Source organism: Kitasatospora sp. NBC_00458 (assembly GCF_036013975.1).
Classification (GTDB): Bacteria; Actinomycetota; Actinomycetes; order Streptomycetales; family Streptomycetaceae; genus Kitasatospora.
This window is the reverse complement of the sequence record NZ_CP107904.1, coordinates 4,568,586-4,584,351: the sequence shown is the minus strand read 5'-3', so window position 1 is coordinate 4,584,351 and position 15,766 is coordinate 4,568,586. Positions and strand designations below refer to the sequence as shown.

The 15,766-nt window shown below is 71.4% G+C and carries 14 protein-coding genes; 8 read left to right on the top strand and 6 right to left on the bottom strand.

What is annotated here, in order from left to right; translation table 11 throughout:
* Positions 1-35: 35 nt before the first annotated feature.
* From gyrB to dnaA, 6 genes are all read right to left on the bottom strand, one after another.
* Positions 36-2,060 carry a DNA topoisomerase (ATP-hydrolyzing) subunit B gene (gene gyrB / locus OG550_RS18840; RefSeq protein ID WP_327679065.1) on the bottom strand — a complete coding sequence of 675 codons (2,025 nt, stop codon included), beginning with the start codon at positions 2,058-2,060 and terminating at the stop codon, positions 36-38.
* Positions 2,061-2,309: 249 nt separating this feature from the next.
* Positions 2,310-2,849 carry a DUF721 domain-containing protein gene (locus OG550_RS18835; RefSeq protein ID WP_327679063.1) on the bottom strand — a complete coding sequence of 180 codons (540 nt, stop codon included), beginning with the start codon at positions 2,847-2,849 and terminating at the stop codon, positions 2,310-2,312.
* A 125-nt stretch (positions 2,850-2,974) separates the two neighbouring features.
* Positions 2,975-4,108: a DNA replication/repair protein RecF gene (recF, locus tag OG550_RS18830; protein WP_327679061.1), complete on the bottom strand. Its 1,134-nt coding sequence runs from the start codon at positions 4,106-4,108 to the stop codon at positions 2,975-2,977.
* Positions 4,109-4,173: 65 nt separating this feature from the next.
* Positions 4,174-5,049, bottom strand: coding sequence for a phosphogluconate dehydrogenase (NAD(+)-dependent, decarboxylating) (gene gnd / locus OG550_RS18825; protein WP_327679059.1), 876 nt, complete (start codon positions 5,047-5,049; stop codon positions 4,174-4,176).
* A gap of 164 nt (positions 5,050-5,213) precedes the next feature.
* Complete coding sequence (dnaN, locus tag OG550_RS18820; RefSeq protein ID WP_327679057.1) at positions 5,214-6,344, bottom strand: DNA polymerase III subunit beta; 1,131 nt, start codon at positions 6,342-6,344, stop codon at positions 5,214-5,216.
* A gap of 1,005 nt (positions 6,345-7,349) precedes the next feature.
* Positions 7,350-9,224: a chromosomal replication initiator protein DnaA gene (gene dnaA, locus OG550_RS18815; RefSeq protein ID WP_327679055.1), complete on the bottom strand. Its 1,875-nt coding sequence runs from the start codon at positions 9,222-9,224 to the stop codon at positions 7,350-7,352.
* A 441-nt stretch (positions 9,225-9,665) separates the two neighbouring features.
* Here dnaA and rpmH point away from each other — a divergent pair, with 441 nt between their 5' ends.
* From rpmH to OG550_RS18775, 8 genes are all read left to right on the top strand, one after another.
* A complete protein-coding gene (gene rpmH / locus OG550_RS18810) occupies positions 9,666-9,803 on the top strand; it encodes a 50S ribosomal protein L34 (RefSeq protein WP_030305394.1) in 138 nt (45 codons plus the stop codon).
* 18 nt (positions 9,804-9,821) lie between these two features.
* On the top strand, positions 9,822-10,250 hold the full coding sequence (gene rnpA / locus OG550_RS18805) for a ribonuclease P protein component (RefSeq protein ID WP_327679050.1): 429 nt from the start codon (positions 9,822-9,824) through the stop codon (positions 10,248-10,250).
* Positions 10,247-10,618 carry a membrane protein insertion efficiency factor YidD gene (yidD, locus tag OG550_RS18800; RefSeq protein ID WP_327679048.1) on the top strand — a complete coding sequence of 124 codons (372 nt, stop codon included), beginning with the start codon at positions 10,247-10,249 and terminating at the stop codon, positions 10,616-10,618. Before rnpA ends, yidD begins: the two co-directional genes overlap by 4 nt.
* A complete protein-coding gene (gene yidC / locus OG550_RS18795) occupies positions 10,615-11,778 on the top strand; it encodes a membrane protein insertase YidC (protein ID WP_327679046.1) in 1,164 nt (387 codons plus the stop codon). Before yidD ends, yidC begins: the two co-directional genes overlap by 4 nt.
* Positions 11,779-11,863: 85 nt before the next feature.
* Positions 11,864-12,394, top strand: a complete 531-nt coding sequence (locus tag OG550_RS18790) for a Jag family protein (protein ID WP_442906021.1) — start codon at positions 11,864-11,866, stop codon at positions 12,392-12,394.
* Positions 12,395-12,570: 176 nt separating this feature from the next.
* A complete protein-coding gene (gene rsmG / locus OG550_RS18785) occupies positions 12,571-13,413 on the top strand; it encodes a 16S rRNA (guanine(527)-N(7))-methyltransferase RsmG (protein WP_327679044.1) in 843 nt (280 codons plus the stop codon).
* A 137-nt stretch (positions 13,414-13,550) separates the two neighbouring features.
* Positions 13,551-14,645, top strand: a complete 1,095-nt coding sequence (locus OG550_RS18780; RefSeq protein ID WP_442906020.1) for a ParA family protein — start codon at positions 13,551-13,553, stop codon at positions 14,643-14,645.
* Positions 14,642-15,745: a ParB/RepB/Spo0J family partition protein gene (locus OG550_RS18775; RefSeq protein WP_327679040.1), complete on the top strand. Its 1,104-nt coding sequence runs from the start codon at positions 14,642-14,644 to the stop codon at positions 15,743-15,745. The genes OG550_RS18780 and OG550_RS18775 overlap by 4 nt, the downstream gene beginning before the upstream one ends.
* The last annotated feature ends 21 nt before the right edge of the window (positions 15,746-15,766 follow it).

Here is a 15,766-nt window from a genome sequence, read left to right as displayed (position 1 = left end):
CGCGGACTGGTACGTGCGGGGCCTGGGTGCAGGCGTCACACGTCCAGGAAGCGGACGTCCTTGGCGTTGCGCTGGATGAAGGAGCGGCGGGCCTCGACGTCCTCGCCCATCAGGACGGAGAACAGCTCGTCGGCGCGGGCGGCGTCCTCCAGGGTCACCTGGAGCAGCAGGCGGTGGGCCTGGTCCATGGTGGTGACCCGGAGCTCCTCGGCGTTCATCTCGCCGAGACCCTTGAACCGCTGGATCGCGTCGTCCTTCGGCAGGCGGCGGCCGGCGGCCACGCCCGCGGCGATCACGGCGTCGCGCTCGCGGTCGGAGTAGACGTACTCGAAGTCGTCCTTGCCCCACTTGATCTTGTACAGCGGCGGCATCGCCAGGTAGACGTAGCCGGACTCGACCAGCGGCCGCATGAAGCGGAACAGCAGGGTGAGCAGCAGCGTCCGGATGTGCTGACCGTCGACGTCGGCGTCGGCCATCAGAACGATCTTGTGGTAGCGGAGCTTGGACTCGTCGTAGTCCTCCTGGATGCCGCAGCCGAAGGCCGAGATCAGCGCCTGGACCTCGGTGTTCTGCAGCACCTTGTCGATCCGGGCCTTCTCGACGTTCAGGATCTTGCCGCGGATCGGCAGGATGGCCTGGATCCGCGGGTCGCGGCCCTGCTTGGCCGAGCCGCCGGCGGAGTCGCCCTCGACGATGAAGATCTCGCACTCGGCCGGGTCCTTGGACTGGCAGTCGCTCAGCTTGCCGGGCAGCGAGGCGGACTCCAGCAGGCCCTTGCGCCGGGTGAGGTCGCGCGCCTTGCGGGCGGCGACGCGCGCGGTGGCGGCCTGGATGGACTTCCGGATGATGTCCGAGGCCTCGTTGGGGTTGCGGTCCAGCCAGTCGTTGAGGTGCTCGTGGACCACCTTCTGGACGAAGGTCTTCGCCTCGGTGTTGCCGAGCTTGTCCTTGGTCTGGCCCTCGAACTGCGGCTCGCCGAGCTTGACCGAGATGATCGCGGTCAGGCCCTCGCGGATGTCCTCGCCGGAGAGGTTGTCGTCCTTCTCGCGGAGCAGCTTCTTGTCCCGCGCGTAGCGGTTGACCAGGCCGGTCAGCGCCGCGCGGAAGCCCTCCTCGTGGGTGCCGCCGCCGTGGGTGTGGATCGTGTTGGCGAAGGAGTAGACCCCCTCGGTGTACGAGGAGTTCCACTGCATGGCGATCTCCACCGAGATCGTCTTGTCCTTGTCCTCCGCCTCGAAGTCGATCACCGAGGGGTGGATCACCTCGCCCTTGCGGGAGTTGAGGTGGGCGACGAAGTCGGCGATGCCGCCGTCGTACTTGTAGGTGACGGAGAGCGGCTTGCCCTCCTCGTCCACGTGCTCGGGGCGCTCGTCGGTGAGCGAGATGGTCAGGCCCTTGTTGAGGAACGCCATCTCCTGGAACCGCCGGGAGAGCGTCTCGAAGGAGTAGACCGTGGTCTCGAAGATGTCCGGGTCCGCCCAGAAGGTGACCGTGGTGCCGGTGCGCTCGGTGGCCTCGCCCTTGACCAGCGCGGCGGTCGGGGCACCCATCTTGTAGTCCTGGGTCCAGCGGTGGCCGTCCCGGTCGATCTCCACCGCGAGCCGGGTGGAGAGCGCGTTCACCACGGAGACGCCGACGCCGTGCAGACCGCCGGAGACCGCGTAGCCGCCGCCGCCGAACTTCCCGCCCGCGTGCAGCACGGTGAGCACGACCTCGACGGCCGGCTTCTCCTGCCCGGGGACGATGTCCACCGGGATGCCCCGGCCGTTGTCGACCACCCGGACCGCGCCGTCGGCGAGGAGCGTGACGTCGATGGTGTCGGCGTACCCGGCCATCGCCTCGTCGACGGAGTTGTCCACGACCTCCTGCACCAGGTGGTGCAGGCCGCGCTCGCCGGTCGAGCCGATGTACATGCCGGGACGCTTGCGGACGGCGTCGAGGCCCTCCAGCACCTGGATGTTGCTACCGGTGTAGGAGGCCTGGTCGGTCTGGTCTTGGGTCTGGCTGGGGTTGCCGGAATCGGCCACGAAGCGCCCTCTCTGGCACAGCTCGGGCCGCATCCCCGGCCCCGTGCGGGCGGGCGTGCGACCACGGCGTTTCGACTCGGTTGCCACTAGCAACAGTGTTTGGCTCTCAGTCTACCGGTACGACTGACAGAGATGGGCGTTTGGCAGCCTCTGAGGGCAGATACGCCGCCCTGAATCCCCTCTGCACATGTCCCGATACTCGCCCCGGGGGCTCAGAGCGCCTGGAAGGGCCGTCAGGGGTTCCGGAAGCTCCGGGTCCGCTCGGCGCCGGGCCGGCCGGGGTCAGCCCCAGGTGTCGCCCGGCCCCTTGCTGCCCGGGGCGCGCAGCCGGCCGTAGCCGCGGACCGGGGCGGCCGGGCCCAGCACCTTGATGGTCCGGACCGTGCCGTGGCCCAGCTCGTGATTCAGTCGGGCCACCAACTGTCGTGCCAGCCAGCGGAGTTGGGTCGCCCAGGCGGTGGAGTCGCACTGCACGGTGAGCACCGCGGCCTCGTCGTCGTAGGACGTCGGGGTGCAGTGCGCGGCGATGTCCGGTCCGACGATCTGCGGCCAGCGGCCCATCACCCCGCCGACCGCCGCCGAGGACTCCCAGCCGCGCTCGGTCAGCAGCCGGTTCAGCGCCGCCCCCAGCGGCACCGGGTCACGGCCGTCCGAGCGGGCCCCGCTGCGCAGACCGTGCCGCTTCGCCTCGCGCTTCTCCCGGACCTGCTCGCCGCGCTGGCGGGCCTGGGCCCGGGCCGCCCGCAGCGCCGAGCGGGCCAGATCGGCGCCGGTCAGCTCGGCGCCGCCCGACTGCGGGGAGTCCTCCGCCGGCTCGCTCACGGCGATCTCCTATCCCCAGCCTGTGGACAACGGTGAGCCGTCCAGCGTACGGGAGCGGGAGGGGTGCGCGCGGCGCCCCCGGCCGCGGCGGGTGGGGGGATCGGGTGGGGAAACGGTGCCGGTGCTCAGCCGGTGACGCGCTGGACCGCACCGTCGGCGACCGTGAACCGGACACCGGCCAGCGCCTTCGGAACGTCCTCGGCGACCGCCGCGGTGACCAGCACCTGCTCGCCGCCTGCCACCAGCTCGGCCAGCCGGTCGCGGCGGGCGGCGTCCAGCTCGGCGAAGACGTCGTCCAGGATCAGCACCGGCTCGCCGCCGTCGGCGCGCAGCAGCTCGTACGAGGCCAGCCGCAGCGCCAGCGCGAACGACCAGGACTCGCCGTGACTGGCGTAGCCCTTGGCGGGCAGCGGACCGAGCCGGAGCGCCAGCTCGTCGCGGTGCGGACCGACCAGGGTGATCCCCCGCTCGATCTCCTGCTTGCGGACCGCCTGGAGGGCCTGCAGCAGCTGCTCCTCGGCCTGCTCGCGGCTGCCCGGCAGCTCGCCCTCGAAGGAACTGCGGTACTCCAGCACGGTGTCGCCGGCGGCCGGTGCGAGCTGCCCGTAGGCGGCCGCCACCAGCGGCTGGAGGGCCGCCACCAGCTGGATCCGGAAGGCGGTCAGCTCGGCGCCGGCCCGGGCCAGGTGCCCGTCCCAGACCTCCAGGGTGGAGAGGTCGGCGCCCTTGCCGCCACCGGCCCGACGGGCCATCGCCGCGGTCTTCAGCAGGGCGTTGCGCTGCTTGAGCACCCGCTCGTAGTCCTGCCGGACCCCGGCCAGCCGGGGCGCCCGGGCGGTCAGCAGCTCGTCCAGGAACCGCCGGCGCTCACCGGGGTCGCCCTTGACCAGGGCGAGGTCCTCGGGAGCGAACAGCACGGTGCGCAGCACGCCCAGCACGTCGCGCGGGCGGACGTTGTCCGAGCGGTTGATCCGGGCCCGGTTGGCCTTGCCGGGGGTGATCTCCAGCTCGACCAGGGAGGTGCGGGTGCCGGCGACCACGGAGGCGCGGACCACCGCGCGTTCGGCGCCCAGCCGGACCAGCGGGGCGTCGGTGGCGACCCGGTGGCTGCCGAGGGTGGCGACGTACCCGACCGCCTCGACCAGGTTGGTCTTGCCCTGGCCGTTGGGCCCGACGAACGCCGTCACGCCCGGGTCGAGGGGAACCTCGGCCCGGGCGTAGGAACGGAAGTCGGCGAGCGACAGGTGCGCGACGTGCATGGCTGTGGACTGCGCTCGCCTTCTGTGGAGAACCCGGTGGGACTACCCGGGTGGGGACTGCGGGACTACTTGGACTCCACCGCGTGGCCGCCGAACTGGTTGCGCAGCGCGGCGATCATCTTCATCTGCGGCGAGTCGTCCTGACGGGAGGCGAAGCGCGCGAACAGCGAGGCGGTGATGGCCGGCAGCGGCACGGCGTGGTCGATCGCGGCCTCGACGGTCCAGCGGCCCTCGCCCGAGTCGGCGGCCCAGCCCTTGAGCTTGGCCAGGTGCTCGTCGTCGTCGAGCGCGCGGACGGCCAGGTCCAGCAGCCAGGAGCGGATCACGGTGCCCTCCTGCCAGCTGCGGAAGACCTCGCGGACGTCGGTGACCTCGGGGGCCGCCTCCAGCAGCTCCCAGCCCTCGGCGAAGGCCTGCATCATGGCGTACTCGATGCCGTTGTGGACCATCTTGGCGAAGTGCCCGGCGCCGACCGCGCCCGCGTGCACGGAGCCGAAGTCGCCCTCGGGCTTGAGCGCGTCGAAGACCGGCTGGACCTTGGCGACGTACTCGGCCTCGCCGCCGTACATCAGCGCGTAGCCGTTCTCCAGGCCCCAGACACCGCCGGAGACGCCGCAGTCGACGAACCCGATGCCCTTGGCCGCCAGCGCCTCGGCGTGCTTGATGTCGTCGGTCCAGCGCGAGTTGCCGCCGTCGACCACCACGTCGCCGGGGGAGAGCAGCTCGGCCAGCTCGTCCACGGTGGCCTGGGTCGCGGCACCCGCCGGGACCATGACCCAGACGACGCGCGGGCCCTGGAGCCTGGAGACCAGCTCCTGGAGGCTCTCGACGTCGGAGATGTCGGGGTTGCGGTCGTAGCCGATGACGGTGTGGCCGGCGCGGCGGATCCGCTCGCGCATGTTGCCGCCCATCTTGCCGAGACCGATGAGGCCGAGCTCCATGACCTAATCCTTACCTGTGGTGACGTCCCTGCGGGCGGCGCCGTTGCCGCGCTCACCCGAGCCTACGTGCTGGAGCGGAGAGGCCTCCCCGCGGTCGGGCCGACCGGGGGAGACTTCCACAGGTTTGTTCACAGGCTGTGGGTGACGGCCCGCCGTGCGGGGCGTCAGCCGGAGAGGCGGACCGGCATGATCAGGTACTGGTACGCCTCGTCGGCCTCCGCGTCCACCGAGGCCTTGCCGCTGAGCAGCGCGGGCTTGGTGGGCGTGGTGAAGCTCAGCTGGGCGTAGGCGGAGTCGATGGCCTTGAGGCCCTCCTCCAGGTAGCCCGGGTTGAAGGCGATCGAGATGGCGTCGCCCTCCAGCGAGGCGTCGATGCGCTCGGTGGCCTGGGCGTCGTCGCCGGAACCGGCCTCCAGGGTGAGCACGCCCTCCTCGAAGTTGAGCCGCACCGGGGTGTTGCGCTCGGCGACCAGCGAGACGCGCTTGAGCGCCTCCAGGAACGGCTGCGTCTGGATCGCCGCGATCGCGTTGAACTCGGTGGGGAAGAGGCTGCGGTACTTCGGGAACTCGCCCTCCAGCAGGCGGGTCGTGGTCCGCCGGCCGGCACCCTCGAAGCCGATCAGGCCCTCGCCGGCGCCGCCCGAGGAGAGCGCGATCGAGACGGTGTCGCCGCTGCCCAGCGACTTGGCGATGTCCTGGAGCGTCTTGGCGGGCACCAGGGCGACCGCGGAGATGTCGGCCTGCTCGGGCTTCCACAGCAGCTCGCGGACGGCGAAGCGGTAGCGGTCGGTGGCGGCCAGGGTGATCCGGTCGCCCTCGATCTCGACCCGCACACCGGTGAGCACCGGGAGGGTGTCGTCGCGGCCGGCGGCCACGGCGGCCTGGCTGACCGCGGAGGCGAAGACGTCGCCCGAGACGGTGCCGGTCGCGGTCGGCATCTGGGGCAGCGCGGGGTACTCGTCCACCGGGAGGGTGGGGAGGGTGAACCGCGAGCTGCCGCAGACCACGCTGACCCGCTGGCCGTCGGTGGAGATCTCCACAGGCCTGTTGGGAAGGTTCCGCGAGATGTCGTTCAGCAGCCGGCCGGAGACCAGCACGGTGCCGGCCTCCTCGATGTCGGCCTCCAGCTCGACCCGGGCCGAGACCTCGTAGTCGAAGCCGGACAGGGCCAGGCTGCCGTCCTGTGCCGTCAGCAGCAGGCCCGCCAGCACCGGCACCGGCGGCCGTGCCGGGAGGCTGCGGGCAGCCCAGGCCACCGCCTCCGCGAGGACGTCACGCTCCACCCGGAACTTCACCGGTAACCGCCTCCTGGATCGAGCGCTCCCGCTCGCACGTCTGGTTCTTCTGATCTTGGTCGTCGGTCCGCCTGGCCGCCGAGCTCTGCCGCTCCGTGTCCAGTCGCCGAGGACAGTCTGACGTACTCCACCGACAGACGGGGCAGACGGGCGGAAGCAAGTCGAACGGATGTCGGTGGGCGCTTGTCCACAGATTTCGGCCCCACCCGCTTTTGAGCTCATCGAACGGTCTATAGGTGTAGTGGTAGTAGTAGGGCCTGTGGAAACCGTGGATAACCCTGTTTGCGCAGGTCAGGCCCGGTTTTTTGTCCACAGGACATGTGGACGGGGGCTGTGGACGAGCAGGGCCGGCTGTGGACGGCGGAGCGTTACCCACAGGGCACGCTGAGTATCCACAGGTTATCCCCAGCGCTGTCCCCAGATCCGGGCCCGGTTATCCACGGGCGCCGGTCAACATTTCGTGACGCCTTTCACACCTGGGCATGAACGGTGGCGGAAGGTTGTCGAACTGTGGACGCAGCTGTGGACAACCTGGGGATAACCGGGGGCCTCCTGGGGACAACCGGTGGACAACCCGGATGGCCCACTGACGGGCCGCCAATTGTCCACAGCCTGTGGATAACGGTTGTGCACAAGTCCACAGGCACCTGACCTGCGCCGAAGAGCGTAGCGGCGACGGCCCTGTGGAGGAATTCTGGATAACTCACGGCCCGGTGGCCTGTGGACGACGGTGAACCGGCCCGGCCTGTGGATTCCGGCCCTGCGCACCCGGGGAGTTCGAATCCCTGGTCAGATGTTCGGCGCGGGCTGTGGACTGGCGGGGCGTCCGTCGCAGGGATCCATGCCCCGCCGGGCGGCTCCGCACACCTGTGGACATGCGAAAGGGCGTCAGGATCGCTCCTGACGCCCTTTTCCGGCCACCGGCGGCCGGCCCGCGCACGGACCGGCGCCCGTCCCGCCGGGCGGGCCGGACGGCCGCCCACGGGGCCGTCCGTGCGGTCCCGGCTAGCTCTTGATGCGGTTGGTGAGTTCGGTGACCTGGTTGTAGATCGAGCGCCGCTCGGCCATCAGCGACCGGATCTTGCGGTCGGCGTGCATCACCGTGGTGTGGTCCCGGCCGCCGAACTGCGCGCCGATCTTCGGCAGCGAGAGGTCGGTGAGCTCCCGGCAGAGGTACATCGCGATCTGACGGGCCGTCACCAGTACTCGGCTGCGCGAGGATCCGCAGAGGTCGTCCACGCCCAGCCCGAAGTAGGCGGCGGTCTGCTGCATGATGACCTGCGCCGTGATCTCCGGCCCCGCGTCCTCGTCGCCGCCCGGGATCAGGTCCTTGAGGACGATGCCGGCCAACTCCAGGTCCACCGGCGCCCGGTTGAGGTTGGCGAAGGCGGTGACCCGGATCAGCGCGCCCTCCAACTCCCGGATGTTCCGGGTGATCCGGGACGCGATGAACTCCAGCACGTCGGCGGGGGCGTTCAGTTGCTCCTGGATCGCCTTCTTGCGCAGGATCGCGATCCGGGTCTCCAGCTCCGGCGGGGTGACGTCGGTGATCAGTCCCCACTCGAAGCGGTTGCGCAGCCGGTCCTCCAGCGTGGTCAGCAGCTTGGGCGGCCGGTCGGAGGAGAGGACGATCTGCTTGTTGGCGTTGTGCAGGGTGTTGAAGGTGTGGAAGAACTCCTCCTGCGTGGACTCCTTGCTCGCCAGGAACTGCACGTCGTCCACGAGCAGAATGTCCATGTCCCGGTACCGCTTGCGGAAGGTGTCCGCCTTGCCGTCCCGGATCGAGTTGATGAACTCGTTGGTGAACTCCTCCGAGGACACGTAGCGCACCCGGGTGCCCGGGAAGAGGCTGCGCGAGTAGTGCCCGATGGCGTGCAGCAGGTGGGTCTTGCCCAGCCCGGACTCGCCGTAGATGAAGAGCGGGTTGTACGCCTTGGCCGGGGCCTCGGCGACGGCCACCGCGGCCGCGTGCGCGAACCGGTTGCTCGCGCCGATGACGAAGGTGTCGAAGAGGTACTTGGGGTTCAGCCGGGCGGCCGGCTCGTCCTTGCGGGAGCCGCCGGCCGGGGGAGCGCCGGGCGGGGCCGGGACCCCGGGCACCGCCGGCCGGTCGGTGGCGCGCTCGCGCTCGGCCGGGGCCTTCTCCGCGGACCGCCCGGCCGGCGGCCTGGCCGCCGGGGCGCGGCGCCCGGAGCCGGCCCGCGGGTGCTCCCCGGGGCCGGGGCCGTACGCACCGCCGAAGAGGTCGCCCTGCGTGGTCGAGGGCGGGCCGGGGACGGCGGGCCGGGGCGCGGGGCGCTGGGCGTCCTGGTCGCGGTAGTCGTCCCGGTACTCGTCGCGGTACTCCGGGGACGGCTCGGCGTAGCCGGAGCGGCCCGGGCCCTCGTCCCAGGGCGGCTGCCGGTCGGGCGGGCCGTACCCGCCCGCTCCGCCGTACTGGGGCGCCGGGTGCTCGGGGTAGCCGCCGCCGTACTGGTCGTGGCCGTACTGGTCGCGGCCGTGCTCCGACTCGTAGCGGCGCTCGTACGCGGGCTGCCCGTAGTCGGGACCGCCGCTCTGCGGGGGGTAGGGCTCGGCGGCCGGCGGCTCCGCCGGCGCGGGGCCGGGGGCCACGGCGTTGGCGTCGACCATCACGGCGATCCGGACCGGACGGCTGAGCTCGCGGCTGAGGGCCTCGGTCAGCTGCGGCAGCAGCCGGCCCTCCAGCACCTGCTTGGCCCGCTCGTTGGGGGTCGCCAGCAGGGCGGTGTCGTGCATCATCCACATCGGCTGGGTGCGCTGCACCCACTGCTTGTCCATCTCCCCGACGTCCGGGTCGCCGACCAGCCGCTCGACGACCCTTGCCCAGACAGGGACGAGGTCGCTGTTGACATCAGCCACTGGTGCACGCTTTCTCGGTTCCCCGCGGCTCCAGCAGGGGTGGTGGATCAAGAATCTGTGGATCGTGGTCCGTTACCGAAGAACAAACCAGACAAGTCCTGCAACGGTAGTCAGCGAACAGAGCCGGATCAAGTCGTTGTCCACAGGCTGTGGGCGAAGGGCGGGGCAGGTGTCCCCGGAGCGGCGCCGACAAGCGGCTGGTTTGACCCTCGTGCCCCGTCCCGCGTACCGTAACCAGGTCGAGTTGTCGATGGCCGCTGCCGCATGTCCGCGGGTCCGCCCGCTCCATAAGGCGCGCAGCACGGGCGCCGTGGATTGCCTCAAACCCCAGCCGAACTGGGGTGACGGGGCCGGATTTCCGATTCAGGGGAGATCACGCGGACGCACGGTGACGGCCAAGCGACCTCCCGTCATCCTACGATTCACCTCAGGAGCCCCCGAGTGAGCAAGCGCACCTTCCAGCCGAACAACCGTCGTCGCGCCAAGACCCACGGCTTCCGGCTGCGTATGCGTACCCGCGCCGGCCGCGCCATCCTGGCTGCCCGCCGTGGCAAGGGCCGTTCCAGCCTGTCCGCCTGATCCGCACCAGAGTCTGCCGTGCTGCCCTCCGAGAATCGGCTGCGGCGGCGCCAGGACTTCGCGACCGCGGTCAAACGCGGTCGCCGGGCCGGTAGGCCCCTTCTGGTCGTCCACCTCGCGAGAGAGGACGCCCCGGGGGGGCCCACCGACCGGGCCAGCGACTCCCACCCGCACGTCGCCGAGGGGACACCTTCGGCGCGTGCGGGTTTCGTCGTGAGCAAGGCCGTTGGCCCGGCGGTCATCCGCAACCTGGTCAAGCGCCGACTGCGCCATCTAGTCCGTGATCGTCTCTCCAGGCTGCCCGCCGGTAGCCTGATAGTGGTGCGTGCGCTGCCCCAGGCCGCGTCCGCCTCGTACCAGGACCTCGAACGGGACCTGGACGCGGCGCTCAAGCGGCTGCTCAAGGCCGAGCACGCCGCCGCGGCGCCGACGGGAGCAGGGCGATGAAGTACCTGCTGATGGGTTTGATCCGGGTCTACCAGTGGACCATCAGCCCACTGCTCGGTCCGGTCTGCCGCTACTACCCCTCCTGCTCGCACTACGGCTTCGAGGCCGTGAAGGTGCACGGGGCGGTGAAGGGCGGCGGGCTGACCGCGTGGCGCATCCTGCGTTGCAATCCGTGGACGCCCGGTGGGGTCGACCATGTTCCGCCGCGCAAGCACCCGGTATGGCACCGCCGGTTGCGCGACCTGCTGAAGAGCCGGTCCGCCGCAGACCAGCCGGTGATCATGCCCCCCGCCGGTCCGGACCCCGAGGGCCCGGCGACCATTGGCCCCGTGGGGCCAATCCCAATGTCCAAGGAGCCTGACCGGTGACCTTCTCCTTCCTCAACCCCCTGTACACAGCGGTGTCCTGGATCATCGTCCAGTTCCACTCGCTGTACAGCCACGTCTTCGACCCGAACGGTGGCTGGGCCTGGGGTCTGGCCATCGCCTCGATGGTGGTCGTCATCCGGATCTGCCTGATCCCGCTCTTCGTGAAGCAGATCAAGGCGACCCGGGCCATGCAGGCGATCCAGCCGAAGATGAAGGCCATCCAGGAGCGGTACAAGAACGACCGCCAGCGCCAGTCCGAAGAGATGATGAAGCTGTACAAGGAGGCGGGTACCAACCCGTTCTCCAGCTGCCTTCCCATCCTCGTGCAGGCGCCGTTCTTCACCGCGCTCTACGGCGTGCTCGCCAAGGTCGCCGACGGCAAGCCGATCGGGGTCATCGACGGCACCCTGCTCGACAGCGCCCAGCAGGCCCACATCTTCGGTGCCCCGCTCTCGGCCACCTTCGTCGGCAGCACCGACGTCAGCGTCAAGATCGTCGTCGCGGTGATGATCATCCTGATGTCGCTGTCGCAGTTCATCACCCAGCGCCAGCTGATGACGAAGAACATGGACCTCACGGTCAAGACGCCGTTCATGCAGCAGCAGAAGATGCTGATGTACGTCTTCCCGATCATGTTCGCCGTGATGGGCATCAACTTCCCCGTCGGTGTCCTGGTCTACTGGCTGACCACCAACGTCTGGTCGATGGGCCAGCAGCTGATCGTCATCCGGAACAACCCGACGCCGGGCAGCAAGGCCTGGGACGAGCGCCAGGACCGGCTCAAGAAGGCGGGCCGCCTGAACCCGGACGGCTCGGTCATCACCGGTCCCCTGTGGGGCCTGCTGCCGCCGAAGAAGTCCGCCGCCAGCGCCGAGGCCGTGGTCGAGGAGTCGGTGCAGGTGCGCCGCCAGCAGCCGCGGAAGCAGACCAAGTCGCAGCGCCAGCACGGCACCGCCCAGGCGACCAGCCTGACCAAGGAGACCCCCGCCGAGACGCCGGCCCAGGAGCCCGCGGACGCCGTCCCGGCCGAGTCCACCGGTACCGCCAAGCAGACCGCGGCGCGGCCCGCCGGCACCAAGTCGGGCCCCGCCCGGCCGCAGGGTGGCCGGCAGCAGCCGAAGCGCGGCGGCGGCGGGCAGCGGCCGAAGAAGAAGTCCTGATCCGTCCGGCCCCGGCCCGCCCCTGCGGCCCCCCGAACCTCGTTACCGGCCCACCACCCGGGCCCATCTCCGAAGGAGTCCATCAGTGACGGAAGGCACCACCTCCGCCGTCGAGGCCGAGGCCGTCGCCAGCACCGACGAGAGCCTCATCGCACGGCTGGAGCAGGAGGGCGACATCGCGGCGGACTACCTGGAGGGTCTGCTCGACATCGCCGACCTCGACGGTGACATCGACATGGACGTCGAGGGCGACCGCGCCCTGGTCTCCATCGTCGGCGAAGGCAACGACCGGTCCCTGCAGCGCCTGGTCGGCCAGGACGGCGAGGTGCTGGAGGCGCTCCAGGAGCTGACCCGGTTGGCTGTCCACCGGGAGACCGGCGAGCGCAGCCGTCTCATGCTGGACATTGCCGGGTTCCGCGCCCGCAAGCGCGAGGAGCTGGCCGAGCTCGGGGCCAAGGCCGCGGAGCAGGTGAAGGGCTCGGGGGAGCAGGTCAAGCTGCGCCCCATGACGCCGTTCGAGCGCAAGGTCGTCCACGACGCGGTCGCCGCGGCCGGTCTGCGGAGCGAGTCCGAGGGCGAAGAGCCCCAGCGGTGCGTGGTCGTGCTGCCGGTCTGACCGGCAGCACGACGGCCGGCCGCCTCGGCGGCCGGAGGGCAGCAGAGGACTCGACCCCGTCCGCGGTGCGCGGACGGGGTCGTCGTCCCTTCGCGGGGCGCTGGTCCGGCGAGAGACGTTTCACGTGAAACAGTGCGGAGAGCGGGTCGGTGGATCCGGGGAGCGGAGAGGTCGAGATGGACACGGAGAGCGCGGCTGCCGACGGGCCGGAGACGGGTGCCGGTACGCCGGCTGCCGGGGGCACGGTCGGCGGCGAGCGTCCGCTGCCCGAGGCGCCCCCCGCGCCGCCCGCCGTGGCCCGGGAGGTCTTCGGCGAGCGGTACGACGCCGCGGTCCGCTACACCGAGCTGCTGGCCACCGCGGGCGTGACCCGTGGGCTGATCGGCCCGCGTGAGGTGCCCCGGCTCTGGGACCGCCACGTGCTGAACTGCGCCGTCCTGGCCGAGCTGCTGCCGGGCGGGACGACGCTCTGCGACGTCGGGTCCGGCGCCGGGCTGCCGGGCATCCCGGTGGCGCTCGCCCGTCCGGACGTCTCGGTGACGCTGCTGGAGCCGCTGCTCCGCCGGACCACCTTCCTGGAGGAGGTCGTCCGCGAGCTGGGCCTGGAGAACGTCACCGTGCTGCGCGGCCGGGCCGAGGAGATGGTCGGGAAGCTCGCGGTGGACGTGGTGACCGCCCGTGCGGTGGCGCCGCTGGAGCGGCTGGCCGGCTGGGGGCTTCCGCTGCTCCGGCCGCACGGCCAGATGCTGGCGCTCAAGGGCGACAGTGCCGAGCAGGAGCTGGCGGACTCGCGGGCCGGGCTGGCCCGGCTGGGTGCGGTCGAGTGGTCGGTGATCTCGGTGGGCGAGGGCACCCTGGAGACCTCGACCCGGGTGGTCCAGGTCAAGGCCGGGGAGAGCCCGGGCGGCGTGCGGGCGGCGACCCGGCGGGCCAAGGCGGCGGCCCGCGCAGGCCGCACCGGCACCGGCGCGGCGCGGACCGGCGAGCGGCCCCGGGGCGGACGGCGCCGGAGCCGCTGAACCCGGAGTGATGCTCGACACGGGCGGGTGGTCCTCGGACCACCCGCCCGTTCTGCTCCCCGGTGACGGCCGGGCGGACGGCAGGAGGCCGTCGGATCACCGGAGTGTCGCACCGTCAGAATTCCGACATTGCGGGCATGGTGTTTCACGTGAAACGTCGCTCTCTCCTCTCGGGAATCCTCTCTCGCAGCCGGGCGGCGACTGTTGCCGCTCCGGTTTCACGTGAAACACTGACCCCCATGCAGGACTCGGAGACCATCGACCAGATCGATGACACGCCCATCGCGCGTGCTGCCCAGGCTGCGGTCCAGGCCATCGGCCGGGCGGGGGAGGGGCTGCCCAGGCCCGCCGCCACCCGGGTGATGGTGGTGGCCAACCAGAAGGGCGGGGTCGGGAAGACCACCACCACGGTCAACCTCGCCGCCTCGCTGGCCATGCACGGCCTGCGCGTCCTGGTGGTCGACCTCGACCCGCAGGGCAACGCCTCCACCGCCCTCGGCATCGACCACCACGCCGAGGTGCCGTCGATCTACGACGTGCTGGTGGAGGGCAAGCCGCTGGCCGACGTGGTGCAGCCGGTGGTCGAGGTCGAGGGGCTGTTCTGCGTCCCCGCCACCATCGACCTGGCCGGCGCGGAGATCGAACTGGTCTCGCTGGTGGCCCGCGAGAGCCGGCTGCAGCGCGCCATCGCCGCGTACGAGCAGCCGCTCGACTACATCCTGATCGACTGCCCGCCCTCGCTCGGCCTGCTGACGGTGAACGCCATGGTCGCCGGCCAGGAGGTGCTGATCCCGATCCAGTGCGAGTACTACGCGCTGGAGGGCCTCGGCCAGCTGCTGCGCAACGTCGAGCTGGTCCGGGCGCACCTCAACCCGGTGCTGCACGTCTCCACCATCCTGCTCACCATGTACGACGCCCGGACCAGGCTGGCCGCCCAGGTGGCGGAGGAGGTCCGGACGCACTTCCCGCAGGAGGTCCTGCACACCGCGATCCCGCGCTCGGTGCGCATCTCGGAGGCACCCAGCTACGGTCAGACGGTGCTCACCTACGACCCGGGTTCCACCGGCGCGCTCTCCTACCTGGAGGCGGCCCGGGAGCTCGCGCTGCGGGCGGTGCCCGCAGCGGGCACCGGTTCGTCGGTGGGGCAGCAGCGGGACGGTCAGCAGCAGGACGGCCGGTCGGGGCAGGTCGCCCCGCCGGCGCAGCACAGTACGACGGAGGGCAATCGGTGAGTGGTCGCAGGGGTCTGGGACGAGGGCTCGGGGCGCTGATCCCGGCTGCCACGCCGGCGGCCGGGGCAGTGGCGCAGCCCGTGGCGGCCGCGCCCGCGCCGACCTCGGTGGTGCCCACCGGGACGGTCTCGCCGGCCGCGGTGCCGGTGCTGCCGACCGGCCGGGGCACGGTCGCGGCCAAGGCGGCCGCCGAGAGCCTGCGGGAGCAGACCGACCGGGAGCGCCCGCCCGCCGGGCCGGAGCTGGCGGAGGTGAACGGCGCCCGGTTCGCGGAACTGCCGCTGGACGCGATCACCCCCAACCCGCGCCAGCCGCGCGAGGTCTTCGACGAGGACAAGCTGGTCGAGCTGGTCGCCTCCATCAAGGAGGTGGGCCTGCTCCAGCCGGTGGTGGTGCGCCAGGTGGGGCCGGAGCGCTTCGAGCTCATCATGGGCGAGCGGCGCTGGCGGGCCTCCCGGGAGGCCGGGCTGGAGCAGATCCCGGCGATCATCCGGGCCACCGAGGACGACAAGCTGCTGCTGGACGCCCTGCTGGAGAACCTCCACCGGGCCGAGCTGAACGCGCTGGAGGAGGCGGCCGCCTACGACCAGCTGCTGCGGGACTTCTCCTGCACCCACGACGAGCTGGCGGACCGGATCGGCCGCTCGCGCTCGCACGTCTCCAACACGCTGCGGCTGCTGAAGCTCTCGCCGGGGGTCCAGCGGAGGGTGGCGGCCGGGACGCTGACGGCGGGGCACGCCCGTGCGCTGCTCGGGGTGGCGGACGCCGAGCGGCAGGAGGAGCTGGCCAAGCGGATCATCGCGGAGGGGCTCTCGGTGCGGACCACCGAGGAGCTCGTCGTGCTGATGGGCGGCGAGGAGTCGAAGGCCAAGCGCTCGGCCGGGCCCAAGGCCGGCAGGCTGCTCTCGCCGGCCTTCAACGACCTGGCGAGCCGGCTCTCCGACCGCTTCGACACCCGGGTCAAGGTCGAGGTCTCGCAGCGCGGGGGCAAGCTGGGCAAGGGCAAGGTCGTCCTGGAGTTCGGCTCGGTCGAGGACCTGAACCGGATCCTGGACAGCCTGGCGCCGGGCGAGGACGGATTGCGGCTGTCGCAGGGCTGAGCCGCGTCGAGAGCGGCACGC

Coding starts and splice junctions, on each gene's coding strand:
- gyrB (WP_327679065.1), bottom strand. CDS start 2,060: ATGCGGCCCGAGCTGTGCCAGAGAGGGCGCTTCGTGGCCGATTCCGGC.
- recF (WP_327679061.1), bottom strand. CDS start 4,108: ATGCACGTCGCGCACCTGTCGCTCGCCGACTTCCGTTCCTACGCCCGG.
- gnd (WP_327679059.1), bottom strand. CDS start 5,049: ATGGAGCTCGGCCTCATCGGTCTCGGCAAGATGGGCGGCAACATGCGC.
- yidD (WP_327679048.1), top strand. CDS start 10,247: ATGAAGTACCTGCTGATGGGTTTGATCCGGGTCTACCAGTGGACCATC.
- rsmG (WP_327679044.1), top strand. CDS start 12,571: ATGGACACGGAGAGCGCGGCTGCCGACGGGCCGGAGACGGGTGCCGGT.
- OG550_RS18780 (WP_442906020.1), top strand. CDS start 13,551: ATGGTGTTTCACGTGAAACGTCGCTCTCTCCTCTCGGGAATCCTCTCT.